At 73.1% G+C, this 20,335-nt stretch carries 19 protein-coding genes; 10 read left to right on the forward strand and 9 right to left on the reverse strand.

Annotation, left to right across the window (positions count from 1 at the left end):
- Positions 1 to 8: 8 nt before the first annotated feature.
- The gene (locus ACZ56V_RS02290) at positions 9 to 338 is read left to right on the forward strand and encodes a hypothetical protein (RefSeq protein WP_398917861.1); all 330 of its coding nucleotides are present in this window, start codon (positions 9 to 11) and stop codon (positions 336 to 338) included.
- A gap of 151 nt (positions 339 to 489) precedes the next feature.
- On the opposite strand, the gene hutH is transcribed toward ACZ56V_RS02290, so the two are convergent.
- The 3 genes from hutH to ACZ56V_RS02305 form a co-directional block, all read right to left on the reverse strand.
- Entirely contained in the window at positions 490 to 2,028 is a 1,539-nt protein-coding gene (gene hutH / locus ACZ56V_RS02295) for a histidine ammonia-lyase (RefSeq protein WP_398917962.1), read from the reverse strand.
- Between the two features lie 93 nt (positions 2,029 to 2,121).
- Positions 2,122 to 3,270 carry a GGDEF domain-containing protein gene (locus tag ACZ56V_RS02300; RefSeq protein WP_356360930.1) on the reverse strand — a complete coding sequence of 383 codons (1,149 nt, stop codon included), beginning with the start codon at positions 3,268 to 3,270 and terminating at the stop codon, positions 2,122 to 2,124.
- 603 nt (positions 3,271 to 3,873) lie between these two features.
- Positions 3,874 to 4,674, reverse strand: coding sequence for an enoyl-CoA hydratase/isomerase family protein (locus ACZ56V_RS02305; protein WP_467380617.1), 801 nt, complete (start codon positions 4,672 to 4,674; stop codon positions 3,874 to 3,876).
- Positions 4,675 to 4,885: 211 nt separating this feature from the next.
- On the opposite strand from ACZ56V_RS02305, the gene ACZ56V_RS02310 reads away from it, so the two are divergent.
- The gene (locus ACZ56V_RS02310; RefSeq protein WP_468938588.1) at positions 4,886 to 5,563 is read left to right on the forward strand and encodes a hypothetical protein; all 678 of its coding nucleotides are present in this window, start codon (positions 4,886 to 4,888) and stop codon (positions 5,561 to 5,563) included.
- A 50-nt stretch (positions 5,564 to 5,613) separates the two neighbouring features.
- Here the strand turns inward: ACZ56V_RS02310 and ACZ56V_RS02315 are convergent, their stop codons facing one another.
- Together ACZ56V_RS02315 and ACZ56V_RS02320 are read right to left on the reverse strand one after the other, a co-directional pair.
- Positions 5,614 to 6,756: an adenylate/guanylate cyclase domain-containing protein gene (locus ACZ56V_RS02315; protein WP_361003394.1), complete on the reverse strand. Its 1,143-nt coding sequence runs from the start codon at positions 6,754 to 6,756 to the stop codon at positions 5,614 to 5,616.
- Between the two features lie 115 nt (positions 6,757 to 6,871).
- Entirely contained in the window at positions 6,872 to 7,747 is an 876-nt protein-coding gene (locus ACZ56V_RS02320) for a biotin--[acetyl-CoA-carboxylase] ligase (RefSeq protein WP_468938591.1), read from the reverse strand.
- 111 nt (positions 7,748 to 7,858) lie between these two features.
- On the opposite strand from ACZ56V_RS02320, the gene ACZ56V_RS02325 reads away from it, so the two are divergent.
- The 4 genes from ACZ56V_RS02325 to ACZ56V_RS02340 all read left to right on the forward strand — a co-directional run bounded on the left by ACZ56V_RS02325 (position 7,859) and on the right by ACZ56V_RS02340 (position 10,588).
- Positions 7,859 to 9,451 carry an acyl-CoA carboxylase subunit beta gene (locus tag ACZ56V_RS02325; protein ID WP_467380613.1) on the forward strand — a complete coding sequence of 531 codons (1,593 nt, stop codon included), beginning with the start codon at positions 7,859 to 7,861 and terminating at the stop codon, positions 9,449 to 9,451.
- Between the two features lie 9 nt (positions 9,452 to 9,460).
- On the forward strand, positions 9,461 to 9,667 hold the full coding sequence (locus ACZ56V_RS02330) for an acyl-CoA carboxylase subunit epsilon (RefSeq protein WP_467380611.1): 207 nt from the start codon (positions 9,461 to 9,463) through the stop codon (positions 9,665 to 9,667).
- Between the two features lie 136 nt (positions 9,668 to 9,803).
- The gene (gene mmpB, locus ACZ56V_RS02335; protein WP_076975983.1) at positions 9,804 to 9,932 is read left to right on the forward strand and encodes a morphogenic membrane protein MmpB; all 129 of its coding nucleotides are present in this window, start codon (positions 9,804 to 9,806) and stop codon (positions 9,930 to 9,932) included.
- Positions 9,933 to 9,964: 32 nt separating this feature from the next.
- Positions 9,965 to 10,588 carry a nucleoside triphosphate pyrophosphatase gene (locus ACZ56V_RS02340; protein ID WP_104634041.1) on the forward strand — a complete coding sequence of 208 codons (624 nt, stop codon included), beginning with the start codon at positions 9,965 to 9,967 and terminating at the stop codon, positions 10,586 to 10,588.
- Here the strand turns inward: ACZ56V_RS02340 and ACZ56V_RS02345 are convergent.
- Complete coding sequence (locus tag ACZ56V_RS02345; RefSeq protein WP_398917848.1) at positions 10,557 to 11,039, reverse strand: hypothetical protein; 483 nt, start codon at positions 11,037 to 11,039, stop codon at positions 10,557 to 10,559. The genes ACZ56V_RS02340 and ACZ56V_RS02345 overlap by 32 nt on opposite strands.
- A 374-nt stretch (positions 11,040 to 11,413) precedes the next feature.
- On the opposite strand from ACZ56V_RS02345, the gene ACZ56V_RS02350 reads away from it, so the two are divergent.
- Positions 11,414 to 13,186, forward strand: coding sequence for an acetyl/propionyl/methylcrotonyl-CoA carboxylase subunit alpha (locus ACZ56V_RS02350; RefSeq protein ID WP_468938598.1), 1,773 nt, complete (start codon positions 11,414 to 11,416; stop codon positions 13,184 to 13,186).
- 93 nt (positions 13,187 to 13,279) lie between these two features.
- On the opposite strand, the gene ACZ56V_RS02355 is transcribed toward ACZ56V_RS02350, so the two are convergent.
- On the reverse strand, positions 13,280 to 14,260 hold the full coding sequence (locus ACZ56V_RS02355) for a DeoR/GlpR family DNA-binding transcription regulator (protein WP_398917844.1): 981 nt from the start codon (positions 14,258 to 14,260) through the stop codon (positions 13,280 to 13,282).
- Between the two features lie 178 nt (positions 14,261 to 14,438).
- Positions 14,439 to 15,887: an NAD(P)H-quinone dehydrogenase gene (locus tag ACZ56V_RS02360; RefSeq protein WP_398917842.1), complete on the reverse strand. Its 1,449-nt coding sequence runs from the start codon at positions 15,885 to 15,887 to the stop codon at positions 14,439 to 14,441.
- A gap of 86 nt (positions 15,888 to 15,973) precedes the next feature.
- Between ACZ56V_RS02360 and ACZ56V_RS02365 the strand changes: the two genes are divergently transcribed.
- From ACZ56V_RS02365 to ACZ56V_RS02375, 3 genes are all read left to right on the forward strand, one after another.
- A complete protein-coding gene (locus ACZ56V_RS02365; protein ID WP_104634037.1) occupies positions 15,974 to 16,411 on the forward strand; it encodes a gamma-glutamylcyclotransferase family protein in 438 nt (145 codons plus the stop codon).
- 94 nt (positions 16,412 to 16,505) lie between these two features.
- The gene (locus ACZ56V_RS02370; protein ID WP_356360952.1) at positions 16,506 to 17,330 is read left to right on the forward strand and encodes a purine-nucleoside phosphorylase; all 825 of its coding nucleotides are present in this window, start codon (positions 16,506 to 16,508) and stop codon (positions 17,328 to 17,330) included.
- 472 nt (positions 17,331 to 17,802) lie between these two features.
- Positions 17,803 to 19,458 carry a phospho-sugar mutase gene (locus tag ACZ56V_RS02375; protein ID WP_467380756.1) on the forward strand — a complete coding sequence of 552 codons (1,656 nt, stop codon included), beginning with the start codon at positions 17,803 to 17,805 and terminating at the stop codon, positions 19,456 to 19,458.
- A gap of 94 nt (positions 19,459 to 19,552) precedes the next feature.
- Here ACZ56V_RS02375 and ACZ56V_RS02380 read toward each other — a convergent pair whose 3' ends face one another.
- Complete coding sequence (locus tag ACZ56V_RS02380; RefSeq protein WP_398912438.1) at positions 19,553 to 20,260, reverse strand: PH domain-containing protein; 708 nt, start codon at positions 20,258 to 20,260, stop codon at positions 19,553 to 19,555.
- Positions 20,261 to 20,335 lie beyond the last annotated feature (75 nt).

A 20,335-nucleotide genomic window follows, 5' to 3' on the forward strand; every position in this document is an offset into this window, starting at 1 on the left:
GATATTCCGTGTCATCCGCTCGCCGTTCCTTGCTGACCGCCGCCTCCGCGGGCGGTCTGCTGTGTGCCCTCTGGTTCGTCCCGTCGGCGAACGCGACACCCGAGACACCGGTGCTCGAGTCCGCTGCCTCGACCCCGTCCCCGCAGGTCACGGCCCAGGCGAGAGCCGCCTCCGCGGACACGTCCACGGAGGCGGCGGCGACCGGCGAGGGCACGACCCGGCTGGCCGACACCGGCAGCTTCGACAGCACGCCGTACGTCGTCGGCGGCGCCCTCTGCCTCGGCCTCGGCGCCGGCTTCGTGGGCTACTCGGTGCGCCGGGAACGCCTCGGCTTTTGAGAGAACTTGACGTTCTTTTGGCGCTCTTGACCGTCTGGGTCCATCCCTGACCGTCCGGAGCGCCGGGAACTCCTGCGGGCAGCACGAGGGGCCCCGGCGTAGCCCCGCCAGGGCCCCCCGGAGACGTCACGATCCGCCGGCCCACATCCTGCTAGCGCAGCGGCCCCGTGACCGTCTCCGCCGCCGCGACCAGGTGCCCGGCGCGCACGAACGCGTCCGCCGCGGCGAGGTCGGGCGCCAGGTAGCGGTCCGGTCCCGGACCCTCCACCCCGGCCGCCCGTACGGCGTCGATGACGGCCTGCGACGCGGGTGCCGGGGTCAGTCCCTCGCGGAGCTGGATCGCGCGCGTGGCGGCGTACAGCTCGACGGCGATCACGCGCGCCAGGTTGTCGACGGCCGTGCGCAGCTTGCGCGCCGCCGACCAGCCCATCGACACGTGGTCCTCCTGCATGGCGGAGGACGGGATGGAGTCCGCCGAGGCCGGTACGGCGAGCCGCTTCAACTCGCTGACCAGGGCGGCCTGCGTGTACTGGGCGATCATCAGACCGGAGTCGACGCCCGCGTCGTCGGCGAGGAACGGCGGCAGGCCGTGGCTGCGGTTCTTGTCCAGGAGCCGGTCGGTGCGCCGTTCGGTGATGGAGCCGAGGTCGGCGGCGGCGACGGCGAGGAAGTCCAGCACGTAGGCGACCGGAGCGCCGTGGAAGTTGCCGTTGGACTCCACGCGGCCGTCGGGCAGGACCACCGGGTTGTCCACGGCCGCGGCCAGCTCCCGCTCGGCGACGAGGCCGGCGTGGGCCATCGTGTCGCGTCCGGCGCCCGCGACCTGCGGGGCGCAGCGCACCGAGTAGGCGTCCTGGACGCGGGGGGCGTCGTCCTGGTGGTGCCCGGTCAGGCCGGAGCCCTCGAGCACGGCGGCCATGTTGGCGGCGCTGGCGGCCTGCCCCGGGTGCGGGCGGATGGCGTGCAGCTCGGGGGCGAGCACCTTGTCGGTGCCGAGCAGGGCCTCCATGGTCAGGGCGGCGGTGATGTCGGCCGACTTGTAGAGGGTGTCGAGGTCGGCGAGGGCCATGATCAGCATGCCGAGCATGCCGTCGGTGCCGTTGAGGAGGGCGAGGCCCTCCTTCTCGCGCAGCTCGACCGGGGTGATCCCGTGCGCGGCGAGCAGCTCACCGGCCGGCCGTACGGTGCCGTCGGGGCCCTCGGCGTCGCCCTCGCCCATGAGGGTCAGCGCGCAGTGCGACAGCGGGGCGAGGTCGCCGGAGCAGCCCAGCGAGCCGTACTCGTGCACGACCGGGGTGATCCCGGCGTTCAGCACGTCGGCCATGGTCTGCGCGACCTCCGGGCGGACGCCGGTGTGCCCGGAGCAGACGGTCTTCAGCCGCAGGAACATCAGCGCGCGGACCACCTCGCGCTCGACGCGCGGGCCCATCCCGGCGGCGTGCGAGCGGACGATGTTGCGCTGCAGCTGGGCCCGCAGCTCGGGGCTGATGTGCCGGGTCGCCAGGGCTCCGAAGCCGGTGCTCACGCCGTAGACGGGGTCCGGCTTGGCGGCCAGCGCGTCCACGATGCCGCGGGCCGCGGCCAGCGCGGCGACCGCGTCGTCGGAGAGTTCGATCCGGGCGCCGCCGCGCGCCACGGCGAGGACGTCGGACGCGGTGACCCCGGCCGTCCCCACCACCACAGTGTGCATATCCATATTCAGGAGCGTACGCAGTGAATTCGATGATGTCACGAGGGGGTGCGTCACGGATGCGCACCCGCGGCGCCCCTTACCGGACCGGCGTCACGGCGAGTGCCGCCCGCGGAACCGCCTGCGCTCCCCGTCCTCCTCCCGGGAGGGCTGGTCCGCGAGCCGCACGACGGGGTCGTCGGGCCCCTCGCGCCCCGCGACGACCGGCCCGGCCGCGCGCTCGGCCTTGGCCCGGTACTGGGCGGCGTCGGCGAGCCGGAACAGCCGGCGGGCGGAGCGGACGGGCCCGACCGGATCGTCCGTGGACGCGACCCCGCAGGCCACACCGTCCCCCAGCTCCAGCTCGGCCGCCCGGCGGCACAGCTCCTCGGCCGCCTTGACCACCGCGTCGGCGGACGGTCCGACCGCGAGCAGACAGAACTCGTCCCCGCCGAGCCGGGCCGCGAGCGCCCCCGGCAACATCGCCCCGCACAGCGACAGCACCGACCCGAACCGTTCCAGGAGACGGTCCCCGACCGCGTGTCCGTGGGTGTCGTTCACCCGCTTGAGGCCGTTCAGATCGCACACGACGAGGCTGACGACGACGCCTTCCTCGCGGTGCCGCTCGACGGCCTCGTCCAGCGCGGAGTCCACGGCGCGGCGGTTGGCCAGCCCGGTGAGCGCGTCGGTGTACGCGAGCCGCCTGACCTCCTCGAGCCGCTCGGTCTGCGCTATCCCGGCGGCGACGACGGAGGCCAGCACGGTGGCGAAGTCGGCGTCGGCCCGCTCGAAGACCCGCTCCCCCACCGGCCGGGCCACGTACAGCTCGCCCCAGGCCCGCCCGTGCAGCACGATCGGCGCGACCACGCAGCAGCCGCGGCCCCGGCGGCGCAGGGCGGCGACGCGCTGGTGGACGTACCCGGGACGCCCGGCGGCGGGCCCCGCGGCCGTCTCGACCCAGGCGTCGGGCTCACCGCCGCCCGCCCAGCGCTCGTGCAGGAACTCGGTGATCTCCGCGAACTGGTGCACCGGGTAGGACTCGTCCTCCGGGAACTCCTCCTCGCCCTCGGCCCGTCGGCCGACGTTCACGAGCACCCGGAGCCGTCCCAGCTCCCGCTCCCACACCGACAGCGCGGCGAAGCTGCCGCCCAGCGCCAGGCACCCGCCGACGGCCGCCGCCCGCCACGCCTCACGCGCGCTGTGCGCGGCGGCCATCCCCTGCGCAAGCGCCACCACGGCCGCGAGCCGCCTGTCGTCACCCATCACTCCAGGCTAGGGAAATTCACGAAGAAACGTTACGTAAACGGGGCGAACCGGGCGATTGTCCGCGACCCAGGCAGCACCCTCGCGAGGTCCGGCCGACGGGGGCGGGTGCGGGGCGGCCGCGAATCGCGGCGAACGACGGCCGGCGGCCCTGGGCGGACGAACCGAATGTCCGGCGACCCCAGGCGAGCAGCCCCCATGCCCGGCGGCCCTGGACGAACGACCCGGATGTCCGCACACCCGGGCGGGCGGCCCCCATGCCCAGCGGCCTGGACGAACGACCCGGATGCCCGCGCCCCCGGGCGGACGACCCCAACGCCCGGCGACCCCCAAGCGCACAGCCCCGATGACCGGCGACCCCGGGTGGGCAGCCCGGATGGTCGGCGGCCCCAGGCGGGCAGCCCGGAAGTCGAGCGATCCCGGGCGGACGACCCGGATGTCCGACGGCCCGGGCGGACGACCCGGATACCCGGCCACCCCGGTCGCGCAGCCCCGATGCCCGGCGTCCCCAAGCGGACGACCCCGGCGCCCGGCGCTCCCAGGCGCACAGCCCCGATGGCCGGGGGGGGTGTCATCGGCCGTCGGCGCGGCCGTGCGGGTGGCTCACTCACCCGGCCACTGTGGTGCCCGCTTCTCGTTGAACGCCGCCACGCCCTCCGCGCGGTCCCCCGAGAACGCCACCGAGCGCCACGCCGCGTCCTCGACCTCCAGCCCCGCGCGCAGGTCGAGGCCCTGCCCGAGGCGCAGCGCGCGCTTGGCCGCACGCAGTCCCACGGGCGAGTTCGCGGCCATCCGGGAGGCCAGCTCCAGCGCCTCCTCCCGGTCCCGTCCCTCCTCCACCAGCTGGTCCACGAGCCCCAGCTCGCGCGCCTCCCCGGCCGCCACCCGCCGCGCCGTGAACACCAGCTCGGCCGCGCGCGCGGCGCCCACCCGGCGCGGCAGCAGCTGGGTGCCGCCGCCGCCCGGGATCACCCCGACGGACACCTCCGGCAGCCCCACCACGGCCGTACGGTCGGCCACGATCACGTCGCACGACAGCGCCAGCTCGAACCCGCCGCCCAGCGCGAAGCCGTGCACGGCCGCGACCGTCGGCACCGGCAGTTCGAGGACCGCGGTGTACGCCCCCCGCGTCACCGGCCGCTGCCGCAGCAGGTCGGCGTCGGAGAACGAGTTGCGCTCCTTCAGGTCCGCCCCGACGCAGAATGCCCGCTCGTGCGTCGAGGTCAGCACCACCACCCGCACCTCCCGGTCCTCGCCCAGCGCCGCGCAGGCCGCGCTCACGGACCGGGCCATCGCGGTCGAGACGGCGTTCATGGCCTTCGGCCGGTCGAGCGCGAGCTCCGCGACATGCCCGTCCGCGTGCCGCCGCACCAGGACGAACTCTCCGAACCGCTCCTCGCTCATGACACCCTCCGGTTAACGCGTGTTAACAGTCGACCACCCGATCATCGCAGGCGGACCCGCGCGGGGAAAGGGCGGACCCACCCGTTCCGCACCCCGGCCCCGCCCACCCGTTCGAGTGACATGCGAGCGACCGCCGTACCCCGGCCCGCGGCAGACCGTAGCGTCGCTCCGCCACGGCGCAGCGGGGGCGCGTGCGCACCGGGGAGGGATCATGGCGACGACCGGCACCACACCGACAGAGCCGCGGTACGCGTGGGGCCGCCGCGGCCGGCACCGCCGTCCCCGCCCCCGCAAGGTGCTGCTGGCCGCCGGCGGCCTCGCCCTGGCGGCGGGCGCCCTGAGCGTCGTACGCCTGCTGCCCGAGCCCGGCGGCGGCCTGGGTGGCTTCGGCGCCGAGGCGGGGCCGCGCGTGGAGAGCGACGGCCGGGGCAGGGCCTCGGACCGGGCGACGGCGCCCGCCGCCGCGACCACCGGCGGCGGACCGCCCGGAGCGAGCCCTTCGGCGACGTCCGCCTTGGGCGATCTGAGCGGCTCCCCCGAGCCGGGCCTCATACCCGGTCTCCTGGCCACCCCGGCCGCGAGCGGCGGCCCTGCGGTCCCACCCCCCACCGCCACGACCGGGCCGGACACACCAAACGGCCGCACTCCAGGAGACGGGGAACCGGAGAGGCGGAGGGGAGGAGGGGAACAGACGGAGGACACCGGCGACCGGGCCCCGGCCCCGGGGACGCCGCGGCCGTCGCGGTCCGACCGCCCCGCACCGTCTCCCGCGCCGACCCCGCCACCGGGCAGCGGCACGCCACCGGCGTCGGACCCGGAGCCGGAACCCGACGATCCGGGCCTGTGCGTGCCGGTCATCGGCCTCTGCGTGGACCTGCTCGGCGGCTGACGGACGGACGACGACCGGCGGCCTCGGCCTACGACGACCGACGCCGGGGTTTACGACTCCCCGCCGCCGTCCCGACGGGTGAGCAGCCACGGCTCGACCACACCGAGGCCGCGCACCGGACGCTGCCACATCGGCTGGAGCGCGAAGCGGTACACCGGCGGTTCCTCGCCCTCCTTCTCCGCGGCTGCGGCCTCCTCGGCGGCCGCGGCCTCCGAGGCGGGGGCGTCCCGGGTGCGGATCAGCTCCTCCGCGAAGGCGGTGTCGACGAGGACCGCGTCCTTGGGCGCTATCGAGGTGAGCCGGGAGGCCAGGTTGACGGTCGTGCCGAAGACATCGCCCATCCGGGTGGTGACCGTGCCGAAGGCGATACCGACGCGCAGCTCCGGCATGGTCTCGTCGTTGGCCATCGTCTCGATGAGCCGCAGGGCGATCTCCGCGGCCGTACCGGCGTCGTCGGCGGCGTAGAGCACCTCGTCGCCGAGGGTCTTGACCAGCCGTCCGCCACGCGCGGCCACCAGGTCGGCGGAGGTGGTCTCGAAGGCCTCGACCAGCTCGCCGAGCTCCTCCTCCTCCATCCGCCGGGTCAGCCGCGTGAAGCCGACCAGGTCCGCGAAGCCCACCGCGAGCCGGCGGTCCACCATCTCCTCGTCGTCCCCGGCCTGGATGACCCGGCCGGCCGAGGCGGCCAGCTGGCGCCGCCAGACGTAGACGAGGAACTCCTGCAGTTCGGGAAGGAGCAGCTCGACGATCGGGTACGTCACCTCGGTGCGCGTCATCCCGGGTTCGGGGGGCTCGGTCAGGCCCTCCAGGAAGGAGTCGATCTGCCACTCGGCCAACCGGGCGGTGGTCTGCCCCGTGGACCGGGCGACCTGCACGGCCATCGCCTCGCTGAGCAGCCCCGCCTCCACCAGACCGGCCAGTCGCCGCAGGGCCAGGACGTCGGCCTCGGTGAGCGCCTTGGCCTGGCCGATGTCGGCGAAGCCCATGGCCCGCCAGAAGCGGGAGGCCAGTTCCATGGAGACGCCGGCGCTGCGGGCGGCCTGGAAAGGGGTGTAACGGCGCTCGGCACCCAGGATGAGCCCTTCGAGGCGCAGCGCGAGCGGGTCATCGCCGGGGTCGGCGGAGTCCGGGGCGGGCTCGGGGTCCACCCGGCCGTCCCCGTCCGCGCCGGATCCGGTGTCGTCGACGGTCACGCCTGTTGCCTTTCCGATCTGCCGCGGTCAGGTTCGACCGGCCCCAACTTTACGTCAGGTGTGCCCCAGCTCACTCCCGTGCGTCCCGTACTCCGAGAGTGCCCCGGGGCCGCGCTCACGCCAACCGCAGATGCACGATGTCGCCCGCTCCCACCGGCTCCTGCACCCCCGCCTCCGTCGCGAGGACCAGCCGCCCGTCGCCGTCCACGGCCACCGCCTCCCCCACGAGCGACCGGTCCCCCGGAAGCTCCGCCCGCACCATGCGCCCGAGCGTCGCGCAGCCCGCCGCGTAGGTCTCCTGCAGCCCGCTGGCCGCCGGGTCGCCGCCGGCCTCGCGCCAGCGCCCGTACCAGTCCTCCAGCGACCGCAGCACCCCGCGCAGCAGCGGGTCCCGGTCGGTGTTCACGGCTCCGGCGAGCGCCAGCGACCCGGCCTGCGCGACCGGCAGTTCGTCGGCGCGGAGCGAGACGTTGATGCCGACGCCGATGACGACGCCGTCGTCCCCGGCCCGCTCGAGGAGGATGCCGCCGGCCTTGCGTTCCTCGTCGCCGACGGTCACCAGCAGGTCGTTGGGCCACTTCAGGGCGGTGTCGACGCCCGCGACGCGGGACAGCCCGGTCGCCACGGCGACGCCGGTGAGCAGCGGCAGCCAGCCCCAGCGGGTCACGGGGATCCCGGCGGGCCGCAGCAGTACGGAGAAGAACAGCCCGGAGCGGGCGGGGGCCGTCCACTGCCGGTCCAGGCGCCCGCGCGCGGCGCTCTGCTCCTCGGCGACCAGGACGACACCCTCCGCCAGGTCCCCCTCGGCGGCCCGGGCGACGAGGTCGGAGTTGGTGGACCCGGTGCGCTGCACGACGTCGACCTGCCGCCACAGCCCGCCGTCCCGCACCAGTCCCCGGCGCAGGGCCGTGCTGCTGAGGGGCGGCCGGTCCAGGTCGGACCACCTGTCGCGCGGGGAGCCTGGGGAGTCGGAGGAATCTCGGGGCGTCATGCAACCCACCCTAGGTGTGGGAAACACCGCACTGCCGATCGGAAGGGCCCCTACTACTCTACGAACGAGTAACCGTCCCCCCCTTTTGAGCAGGCAGGGAGCCGCATCCCGATGTCCGAGCCGGAAGAGCAGCAGCCCGACATCCACACGACCGCGGGCAAGCTCGCGGATCTCAGGCGCCGTATCGAGGAAGCGACGCACGCCGGTTCCGCACGCGCCGTCGAGAAACAGCATGCCAAGGGCAAGCTGACGGCTCGTGAGCGCATCGACCTCCTCCTCGACGAGGGCTCCTTCGTCGAGCTGGACGAGTTCGCCCGGCACCGCTCCACCAACTTCGGCCTCGACGCCAACCGCCCCTACGGCGACGGCGTCGTCACCGGTTACGGCACCGTCGACGGCCGCCCCGTCGCCGTCTTCTCCCAGGACTTCACCGTCTTCGGCGGCGCGCTGGGCGAGGTCTACGGCCAGAAGATCGTCAAGGTCATGGACTTCGCGCTGAAGACCGGCTGCCCGGTCGTCGGCATCAACGACTCCGGCGGCGCCCGCATCCAGGAGGGCGTGGCCTCCCTCGGCGCCTACGGCGAGATCTTCCGCCGCAACACCCACGCCTCCGGCGTCATCCCCCAGATCAGCCTGGTCGTCGGCCCGTGCGCGGGCGGCGCGGTGTACTCCCCCGCGATCACCGACTTCACGGTGATGGTCGACCAGACCAGCCACATGTTCATCACAGGACCCGACGTCATCAAGACCGTCACCGGGGAAGACGTCGGCTTCGAGGAGCTGGGCGGCGCCCGCACCCACAACTCCACCTCCGGCGTGGCCCACCACATGGCGGGCGACGAGAAGGACGCCGTCGAGTACGTCAAGCAGCTCCTGTCGTACCTGCCGTCCAACAACCTCTCCGAGCCCCCCGCCTTCCCGGAGGAGGCCGACCTCGCGGTCACGGACGAGGACGCCGAGCTGGACACGATCGTCCCGGACTCGGCGAACCAGCCCTACGACATGCACACCGTCATCGAGCACGTCCTGGACGACGGCGAGTTCTTCGAGACCCAGCCGCTGTTCGCGCCGAACATCCTCACCGGCTTCGGCCGCGTCGAGGGCCGCCCGGTCGGCATCGTCGCCAACCAGCCGATGCAGTTCGCCGGATGCCTGGACATCACCGCCTCCGAGAAGGCGGCCCGCTTCGTGCGCACCTGCGACGCCTTCAACGTCCCCGTCCTCACCTTCGTGGACGTCCCCGGCTTCCTGCCGGGCGTGGACCAGGAACACGACGGCATCATCCGCCGCGGCGCCAAGCTGATCTTCGCCTACGCCGAGGCCACGGTCCCGCTGATCACGGTCATCACCCGCAAGGCCTTCGGCGGCGCCTACGACGTCATGGGCTCCAAGCACCTGGGCGCCGACCTCAACCTGGCCTGGCCCACCGCCCAGATCGCCGTCATGGGCGCCCAGGGCGCGGTCAACATCCTGCACCGCCGCACCATCGCCGACGCCGGTGACGACGCCGAGGCCACCCGCGCCCGCCTGATCCAGGAGTACGAGGACGCCCTCCTCAACCCCTACACCGCCGCCGAACGCGGCTACGTAGACGCGGTGATCATGCCGTCGGACACCCGCCGCCACATCGTCCGCGGCCTGCGCCAGCTGCGCACCAAGCGGGAGAGCCTCCCCCCGAAGAAGCACGGCAACATCCCCCTGTAAGGAGCCGCTGTGACGATCAAGGTCGTACGGGGCAACCCCACCCCGGAAGAACTGGCCGCCGCCCTGACGGTCGTCAGGGCCCGCGCCGCGACGGCAGCCTCGGAACCCACCCCCGAGGCCCCCCGCGACGCCTGGTCCGACCCGTCCCGCATCGCGACCACCCACCTCCCCCAGCCGGGCCCGGTGTCCTGGACCCGCACGTACTGGCCGAGCTGAGCGGAAGCCGACCCAGGGGCGCGGGGCTGTGTCGATTTGCGGCTCCGCCGCGTGGGCGCACGGAAGAGGAACGCCGCGCCCCAAATAAGTACCCGTACTCAAGCCCCGCCCCCCGGCCAAGCCCCACGCTAGTGACATGCTGTGGTCCGACCCCGACAACGAGCCGCCCGAAGAACTGCGCGACACGCAGGACATGCTGCGGCGGCTGAGCGTCTTCCTGGCACTGGCCATGGTCCTCGCGATGATCGTGCTCGGTCTGGGGTGAACCGCCCCGCCCCAGGTGGCTAATGTGACCCCATGACTGCTGCTCAGCCCCGCCGCCGACTCGTCCTCGCCTCCCAGTCCCCGGCCCGGCTCGGCCTGCTGCGCCAGGCCGGACTGGCCCCCGAGGTGTTCGTGAGCGGTGTCGACGAGGAGGCCGTCACCGCCCCCACCCCCGCCGAGCTGGCGCTCGCCCTGGCCGAGGCCAAGGCGTCCGTGGTGGCCGCGAAGCCGGAGGTGCACGGCGCCCTGGTGATCGGCTGCGACTCGGTGCTCGACCTGGACGGCCGGGCGCTCGGCAAGCCGGCGGACGCCGAGGAGGCCACCGCGCGCTGGAAGGCGATGCGCGGCCGGGCGGGCACGCTGCAGACCGGCCACTGCGTCTGGGACACCGCCTCCGGCCGCCACGTCTCGGCGACCGCCTCCACGGTCGTCCGCTTCGGCGAGCCGACCGACGACGAGATCGCCGCCTACGTGGCCTCCGGGGAGCCCCTGTACGTCGCCGGGGCGTTCACCCTGGACGGCCGCTCGGCCCCGTTCATCGACGGCATCGAGGGCGACCACGGGAACGTCATCGGCCTCAGCCTGCCGCTGCTGCGGCGGCTGCTCGCCGACCTCGGGACCGGTATCACGGAGTTGTGGGCGCCGGCGGAGGGCTGACCGGGGAGCCGTCGTCGCCCTTGCCGCCCTCGGTCCGCCGACCGGCCGCGGGCTGCTCGCGGGCGTCGTACGTCATCAGCAGCAGCACGATCAGACCCAGTACGACGATCATGAAGACGAAGGCGCCGGGTCCCACCAGTCCCCAGGAGAAGGCACCGAGCAGCCCGTGCACCACCGCGGCGCTGATCAGGAGGACCCGGCCGAGCCCCGCGGGCGCGCGGTCGCGCAGCGCCACGAGCAGGGCCACCAGGGCGCACAGCGCGAAGTACAGCCCGAAGACGACCCCGCCGATCTTCGAGGAGAGGGACATCATGTCCGGGTCGAGACCGGCCAGGGACATGTCCTGCCGGTCGACGACGGTCGCCAGGAACCAGTTCAGCGCCGCGACGCCGACCGCCTCCACGAAGAGCACGACCGCCACGGCCCACGCCACCGGCCTGCGCACTGGCACCGGTCCCCACCCACCTTCGACCGCTGTCGCACAGGACAACTGTTACTCCAAGTACGTTCGAGACTCCCCGAACGCTACTAACGGGTAAACCTCGCCACAAGGGTTCCGGCACGAGCAAAGAATCATTGGGCCATTAGTAGGGACTCCACAAAGAAACCGAGTGGCCCGCAGCACGCCCTTACAGAGACCTTGACCACATCGGGGGGCTAGGGTTTCCCCCAGGAGTCCTGCGTAGCGCGGTACTACAAGGGCTTTCGTGGGTCGAGCGGGCCTCGAATCACGCTCCGTGTGGGCAAGCTCACCATTGGGGACGGGTCGAAGTGCCGTGTCGGCAGTCCCTAAACTCGGCTTGTTTCAAGGAGGGAGCCTCAATCGTGCGCAAGGTGCTCATCGCCAATCGTGGCGAAATCGCTGTCCGCGTGGCCCGGGCCTGCCGGGACGCCGGGATCGCGAGCGTGGCCGTCTACGCGGACCCGGATCGGGACGCATTGCATGTCCGCGCCGCTGATGAGGCGTTCGCCCTGGGTGGTGACACCCCCGCGACCAGCTATCTGGACATCGAGAAGGTCCTCAAGGCCGCGCGCGAGTCGGGCGCGGACGCCATTCACCCCGGCTACGGATTCCTCTCCGAGAACGCGGAGTTCGCGCAGGCGGTCCTGGACGCCTCTCTGACCTGGATCGGCCCGCCCCCGCAGGCCATCCGGGACCTGGGCGACAAGGTCGCGGCCCGGCACATCGCCCAGCGGGCCGGCGCCCCGCTGGTCGCCGGCACCCCCGACCCGGTCTCCGGCGCGAACGAGGTCGTCGCCTTCGCCAAGGAGCACGGCCTGCCGATCGCGATCAAGGCCGCCTTCGGCGGCGGCGGCCGCGGTCTCAAGGTCGCCCGCACCCTGGAGGAGGTCCCCGAGCTGTACGACTCCGCCGTCCGCGAGGCCGTGGCCGCCTTCGGCCGCGGCGAGTGCTTCGTCGAGCGCTACCTCGACAAGCCCCGTCACGTGGAGACCCAGTGCCTGGCCGACCAGCACGGCAACGTGGTCGTCGTCTCCACCCGTGACTGCTCGCTGCAGCGCCGCCACCAGAAGCTGGTCGAGGAGGCCCCGGCGCCCTTCCTCTCCGACGCCCAGCTGGAGGAGCTGTACGCGTCCTCCAAGGCGATCCTGAAGGAAGCCGGCTACGTCGGCGCCGGCACCGTGGAGTTCCTCGTCGGCATGGACGGCACGATCTCCTTCCTGGAGGTCAACACCCGCCTCCAGGTCGAGCACCCGGTCACCGAGGAGGTCGCCGGCATCGACCTGGTCCGCGAGATGTTCCGCATCGCCGACGGCGAGGAACTCGGCTACGACGACCCCGCCCTGCGGGGCCACTCCTTCGAGTTCCGCATCAACGGCGAGGACCCCGGCCGCGGTTTCCTGCCCGCCCCCGGCACCGTCACCCGCTTCGAGGGCCCCGCCGGTCCGGGCGTGCGCCTGGACGCGGGCGTCGAGTCCGGATCGGTGATCGGCCCGGCCTGGGACTCCCTCCTGGCGAAGCTGATCGTCACCGGCCGCACCCGCAAGGAAGCACTGGAGCGCGCCGCCCGCGCCCTGGACGAGTTCCAGGTCGAGGGCATGGCCACCGCCATCCCCTTCCACCGCACCGTGGTCCGGGACCCGGCCTTCGCTCCCGAACTCACCGGCTCCACCGACCCCTTCACGGTCCACACCCGCTGGATCGAGACGGAGTTCGTCAACGAGATCAAGCCCTTCACCGCCCCCGCGGACGCCGAGGCGGACGAGGAGAGCGGCCGCGAGACGGTCGTCGTCGAGGTCGGCGGCAAGCGCCTGGAGGTCTCCCTCCCCTCCTCGCTCGGCATGTCGCTGGCCCGCACCGGCCTGGCGGCCGGCGCACGTCCCAAGCGCCGCGCGGCCAAGAAGTCCGGCCCCGCCGCCTCCGGCGACACCCTCGCCTCCCCGATGCAGGGCACGATCGTGAAGATCGCCGTCGAGGAGGGCCAGGAGGTCCAGGAGGGCGACCTCATCGTCGTCCTGGAGGCGATGAAGATGGAACAGCCCCTCAACGCCCACAAGTCCGGCACAGTCAAGGGCCTGGGCGCCGAGATCGGCGCGTCCATCACCTCCGGCGCCGCGATCTGCGAGATCAAGGACTGAGGACACCCGCAGCGCACGACAGGGGCGCCCGGCGGACCACATCACATGGTCCGCCGGGCGCCCCTGTCACTGCCCGACGGGACCGCGGGACGCCTACCGGCGGCGCAGGTCGGCGACGCGCGCCCGCTCCGCCCCGCCGCTCTGCTCACCCAGGGCGGCGGCCGAACGCAGCCCCGCACCCGGAACCTGACGGCGCGGCCCCGGAAGCGGCACGTCCCGACGCTGCTGACGCGCCACGGAATCACCCCCCGGGGCCCCCGATGTCCCGGTGCCGTCGGCCGTACCACCCCCTGACGCCCCGGCCACGGCGATCTGCACGCCTTGGTCGGCCAGGGCCTGGAGCTCGGTGGCGGCGCGGTCGTCGTGGCCCGGCGACTCGTCGGTGACCAGACGGGTGATGACGTCGGTGGGCACGGTCTGGAACATGGTGTCCGTACCCAGCTTGGAGTGGTCGGCGAGGACGACGACCTCGGCGGCGGCCTGGACCAGCGCCCGGTCGACGGACGCCGACAGCATGTTGGAGGTGGACAGCCCCCGCTCGGCGGTCAGCCCGCTCCCGGACAGGAAGGCCTTGGAGACCCGCAGCCCCTGGAGGGACTGCTCGGCACCCGACCCCACCAGGGCGTAGTTGGACCCCCTGAGCGTGCCACCGGTCATGACCACCTCGACCCGGTTGGCATGGGCGAGGGCCTGGGCCACCAGCAGCGAGTTGGTGACGACGGTCAGTCCGGGCACCCGCGCGAGCCGGCGGGCCAGCTCCTGCGTCGTCGTACCCGCCCCCACCACGATGGCTTCGCCCTCTTCGACGAGGCCCGCGGCGAGATCGGCGATGGCCGTCTTCTCGGCGGTCGCGAGATGAGACTTCTGCGGAAAGCCGGACTCTCGCGTGAACCCGCCCGGCAGTACCGCACCGCCGTGCCGGCGGTCGAGGAGTCCTTCTGCCTCCAGTGCGCGCACGTCCCGCCGTACGGTCACTTCGGAGGTCTGGACGACGCGGGCGAGCTCACGGAGCGACACGGCCCCGTTCGCTCGCACCATTTCGAGGATCAATTGGCGACGTTCTGCAGCGAACACGAAACTGACAGTAACCCCAACGACCGTCTGCTTTCAGCAGTATGCGCCGAATAACAGAAGTTGTTCGCATGCCACCACCGGAAGTGGTATACGGGCCTACCCCGGCCGCCTATGCCGCCCGCAAGCGCCGCAACTCCCCGTGACCAGCGGGGAGTCATTTCCGGCCGCGCCCGCCGGACTACTGCTCCCCGCCGGCCTTCCGGGTGTGCAACTGCCGTGCCACCTCCGCGATCGACCCCGACAGCGAGGGATACACGGTGAAGGCGTTGGCGATCTGCTCGACCGTCAGATTGTTGTCGACGGCGATCGAGATGGGATGAATGAGCTCCGAAGCACGCGGCGCCACCACGACACCACCCACCACGATCTCGGTCCCGGGCCGGCAGAAGATCTTGACGAAGCCGTCCCGGATGCCCTGCATCTTGGCGCGCGGGTTGCGCAGCAGCGGCAGCTTCACCACCCGGGCGTCGATCTTGCCCGCGTCCACGTCGGCCTGCGAGTACCCGACGGTGGCGATCTCGGGGTCGGTGAAGACGTTGGCGGAGACGGTCTTCAGGTTCAGCGGGGTCACGGCGTCGCCCAGGAAGTGGTACATGGCGATCCGCCCCTGCATCGCCGCCACCGAGGCCAGCGCGAAGACACCGGTGACGTCACCGGCGGCGTACACACCGGGAGCCGAGGTCCGCGAGACCCGGTCGGTCTTGATGTGCCCGGAGTCCTTGAGCCGCACCCCGGCGTCCTCCAGCCCCATCCCCTCCGTGTTGGGAATGGCGCCGACGGCCATCAGACAGTGCGACCCGCCGATGACCCGCCCGTCCGACAGCGTCACCTCGACCCGGTCCCCCACCCGCTTGACGGACTGGGCCCGCGACCGCGACATGACGTTCATGCCGCGCCGCCGGAACACGTCCTCCAGCACGGCCGCCGCGTCCGGGTCCTCACCGGGCAGCACCCGGTCCCGCGACGACACGAGCGTGACCCGCGACCCCAGCGCCTGATAGGCACCGGCGAACTCGGCGCCGGTGACACCCGACCCCACCACGATCAGCTCTTCGGGCAGCTCCTCCAGGTCGTACACCTGGGTCCAGTTCAGGATCCGCTCACCGTCGGGCCGCGCGTCCGGCAGCTCCCGCGGATGTCCACCGGTGGCGATGAGCACCGCGTCCGCGGTCAGCGTCTCCTCACTCCCGTCGGCGGCCCGCACCACGACCTTCCGCGAACCGTCGAGCCCCTGCATGCCCTCCAGCCGCCCGCGCCCGCGCATGACCCGCGCGCCCGCCCGCGTCACGGAGGCGGTGATGTCGTGCGACTGCGCCAGCGCGAGCCGCTTCACCCGCCGGTTGACCTTGCCCAGATCGACGCCCACCACCCGGGCGGCCTGCTCCATGGGCGGGGTGTCGTCGGCGACGATGATCCCCAGCTCCTCGTAGGAGGAGTCGAAGGTGGTCATCACCTCAGCCGTGGCGATGAGGGTCTTGGACGGCACGCAGTCGGTCAGCACCGACGCCCCGCCCAGACCGTCGCAGTCGACGACGGTCACCTCCGCGCCGAGCTGAGCGGCCACCAGCGCCGCTTCGTATCCGCCGGGTCCGCCACCAATGATCACGATCCGAGTCACGTACCCCATTGTCCCGCACCCCTCAACGAGAGGCCGCCCGGGGCCGCCACCGTTACGACAGCGATGCCCGACAGCCCTGCCGTACCCTTCCCCTCATGTCGCTCTACGCCGCTTACGCCGGCAACCTCGACGCGCGGCTGATGACCCGCCGCGCCCCCCACTCGCCGCTGCGCGCCACCGGCTGGCTGAACGGGTGGCGGCTGACCTTCGGGGGCGAGCACATGGGCTGGGAGGGCGCACTGGCGACCCTCGTGGAGGACCCGATCTCCCAGGTCTTCGTGTCCCTCTACGACATCGCCCCCATGGACGAGGACTCCCTCGACCGCTGGGAGGGCGTGGGCCTGGACATCTACCGCCGCACCCGGGTCCGCGCGCACACCCTGGAGGGCGAGGAGGGCGCCTGGACCTACGTCCTGAACGCCTACGAGGGCGGCCTGCCCTCCGCCCGCTACCTGGGCGAGGTGGCGGACGCCGCCGAATCGGCCGGCGCCCCCCACGACTACGTGATGGAACTCCGCAAGCGCCCCTGCTGAGGGCCACCCTCGTCAAAACCTCCAACCCAAAAACCACCATCCCGTGACCTCCGCCATCTACGCGCGTAGCCGCAAACCGGCTACCCTCTTCGGCGTGAACGCATCTCTTCTTCCGGACGACATCCAGGGCGACCCGTACGCCGCCGCCGACGCCGCCGCGGCCCGCCTGCGCGAACTCACCGGCGCCGAGACCCACGACGTCGCCCTAGTGATGGGCTCCGGCTGGGCACCGGCCGTGGACGCCCTGGGCGCGCCCGAGGCCGATCTCCAGGTCACCGACCTGCCGGGCTTCCCCCAGCCCGCAGTGGAGGGGCACGGCGGCAGGATCCGCTCGTACTCCATCGGCGACAAGCGCGCGCTGGTCTTCCTGGGCCGCACCCACTACTACGAGGGCCACGGCGTGGCGGCCGTCTCCCACGGCGTCCGCACCGCCGTGGCGGCCGGCGCCAAGACGATCATCCTGACCAACGGCTGCGGCGGCCTGCGCGAGGGCATGCGCCCCGGCCAGCCGGTCCTGATCAGCGACCACATCAACCTCACCGCCACCTCCCCCATCGTCGGCGCCAACTTCGTCGACCTCACCGACCTCTACTCCCCGCGCCTGCGCGCCCTGTGCAAGGAGGTCGACGCCACGCTGGAGGAGGGCGTCTACGCCCAGTTCCCCGGCCCGCACTACGAGACCCCGGCCGAGATCCGCATGGCCCGCGTCATCGGTGCCGATCTGGTGGGCATGTCGACGGTCCTGGAGGCGATCGCGGCCCGCGAGGCCGGGGCGGAGGTGCTGGGCATCTCCCTGGTCACCAACCTCGCCGCCGGCATGACGGGCGAGCCCCTCAACCACGAGGAGGTCCTCCAGGCGGGCCGCGACTCCGCCGCCCGCATGGGAAAGCTGCTCACGCAGGTGCTGGGTCGGCTGTAGCAACGCGGTTCACTGATCCGGCGTCGTACAGCTGCCCGGAGCGGGTATGGGCGCCGGGGGGGACGCAGCCCGGCGTTGCCGCCGCGCCCACCCGTGCCGCCTGGGGGTACCTCCCAGGCCGTTCAGGCACTGGGGGAGGCACGACTGCCCGCAGCTGGGGCGGGAGAGCCGCGCACGGCGGGACGGGCCCCACAGGGATGGCGGCCCGCAGCCGCGTACGGCGGGAAGGGGCCGTGTCGGGGGGTGTCCGCCCGCAGCGGTTGGCGCGTCAACGGAGTTCACTTCTGTGTCCGACCGATTCCGCGCCGTTCCGAGGACGGACACCCCCCGGCGCGGCCCCGCCCCACCCACCGAACCCAAGGCGCTACGCGCACCCCCACCGAACCCGCACAGGCGCCGCAGGCACCCCACACACCACCCGACACCCGACACCCGACACCCGACACCCGAGAGGCTGACCGACGTGCAAGACGTGCAAGACGACCTCCTCGCACGAGCCAAGGCATGGCTGGCCGAGGACCCCGACGCGGACACCCGCGCCGAACTCGCCCGCCTCATCGAGGCCGAGGACCACGCCGAGCTCACCGCACGCTTCACCGGCACCCTCCAGTTCGGCACCGCGGGCCTGCGCGGCGAACTCGGCGCCGGCCCGATGCGCATGAACCGCTCGGTCGTCATCCGCGCCGCCGCCGGCCTCGCCGCGTACCTCAAGAAGCAGGGGACCCCCCACGGGGACGACACGGCCGGCCTGGTCGTCATCGGCTACGACGCCCGCCACAAGTCCGCGGACTTCGCCCGCGACACCGCCGCCGTGATGACCGGCGCCGGCCTCCGGGCGGCCGTACTCCCCCGCCCCCTCCCCACCCCCGTCCTCGCCTTCGCGATCCGGCACCTCGGCGCCGTCGCCGGGGTGGAGGTCACCGCCAGCCACAACCCGCCCCGCGACAACGGCTACAAGGTCTACCTCGGCGACGGCTCCCAGATCGTGCCCCCCGCCGACGCCGAGATCGCCGCCGAGATCGACGCCGTGCGCACCCTCCACGACGTCCCCCGCCCCGAAGCCGGCTGGCAGACCCTCGACGACGACGTCCTCGACGCCTATCTCACCCGCACGGACGCCGTCCTCGCCCCCGGCTCCCCCCGCACCGCCCGCACCGTCTACACCGCGATGCACGGCGTCGGCAAGGACCCCCTCCTCGCCGCCTTCGCCCGGGCCGGCTTCCCGCGGCCCGCGCTCGTCACCGAGCAGGCCGACCCCGACCCGGACTTCCCCACCGTCGCCTTTCCCAACCCGGAGGAGCCCGGCGCGATGGACCTCGCCTTCGCGAAGGCGAGGGAGACCGACCCCGACCTGGTCATCGCCAACGACCCGGACGCGGACCGCCTCGCGGTGGCCGTACCCGACCCCACGGACGCCGCCGGCTGGCGCATGCTCCGGGGCGACGAGGTCGGCGCCCTCCTCGCCGCCCACCTGGTCACCCGCGGAGCGCACGGCACGTTCGCGGAGTCGATCGTCTCGTCGTCCCTCCTCGGCCGCATCGCCGCGAAGGCGAACCTCCCGCACGTGGAGACCCTCACCGGCTTCAAGTGGATCGCCCGGGCCGAGAACATCCGCTACGGCTACGAGGAGGCCCTCGGCTACTGCGTCGACCCGGAGGGCGTCCGCGACAAGGACGGCATCACCGCGGCGCTGCTGATCACGGAGCTGGCTTCCACCCTGAAGGAAGCCGACCGCACCCTCCTCGACCTCCTGGACGACCTCGCCGTGGAGCACGGCCTGCACGCCACCGACCAGCTCTCGGTGCGCGTGGAGGACCTCTCCCTCATCGCCGCCGCGATGCACCGCCTGCGCGAACAGCCCCCGACGGCCCTCGCGGACCTCCCCGTCACCAAGGCGGAGGACCTCAGCCGGGGCACGGACACCCTCCCGCCCACCGACGGCCTGCGCTACACGCTCGACGGCGCCCGGGTGATCGTCCGCCCGAGCGGCACGGAGCCCAAGCTGAAGTGCTACCTGGAGGTGGTCGTCCCGGTGGCCACGCACGCCGGCCTCCCGGCCGCCCGGGCGAAGGCGACGGACCTGCTGACGGCGCTCAAGCGCGACTTCTCGACGGCGGCGGGCATCTAGAAAAACCGGGGGTGCCTCAAAGGCATCCCCGGTTTACCCACCCGCTTCACCCACCCGCACCGAACACTCCACCCGCACCGGACCGGTGGACACCTCACCCCACCCCGAACAGCACCCCGAGCGCCACCGCCCCGGCGACCACCGGCACGAGGATCTCGTACGCCCACCGCACCGTCACTTCACCCTGCGAGCCCTCGGCATCCTTCCGCGCCTCCCACAGCTCGCGCAGTTCGTCCATGATCTTGTCGGCCTCGGCCCGCACCGGCCCCTCCGCCCCCACGGCGGCGGCCCCGGCCCCGCCGCCCCGGGAGCCGAACTGCCCCATGCCACCGAGCACACTCCCCCGCCGGCCCCCGCCACCGGCAGCACCGGCAACCCGCCGGTCCTCCCGCCGCGCGGCCCTCTTGCGCCCGCGCAGCGAGACCGGGATGGACCACAGCTGGTACTTGGCGCCACCCTCGGTGAAGACCTCGTTCGTGTACCCGGACCGGAACGACCCGACCCGCGCCCAGGGAAGCACGATCACGCGGAACGGATTGCGCACCCGCAGCCGGTCGTCGTTCGCGAACACGGCGGGCCGCACGGTGTACGCGGCGACGAGCGGCACGAGGAAGACCAGCGCCGCGAGCGCCTTCCAGCGGGTGTCCCCCTCGCCCGAGACCAGGGCGTCGATGCCGAGCCACAGCGCGAGGGCGAGTACCAGCACGCCGCCGGAGATACCCGCGGGCGAGCGGTAGGCCCGGTCCTTGGACACGGGTCCCGGCGGCTGCGGCGAGGATGACTGGGGCTCCGGCGTGCTCATGCTGCCGATTGTGCCCGACCGGCCGCCCGACGCTCACATGCGGTGCCGGTACATCGGACGAGCCCGGGGGCTGTA

This window comes from Streptomyces sp. NPDC034099, from assembly GCF_055575415.1.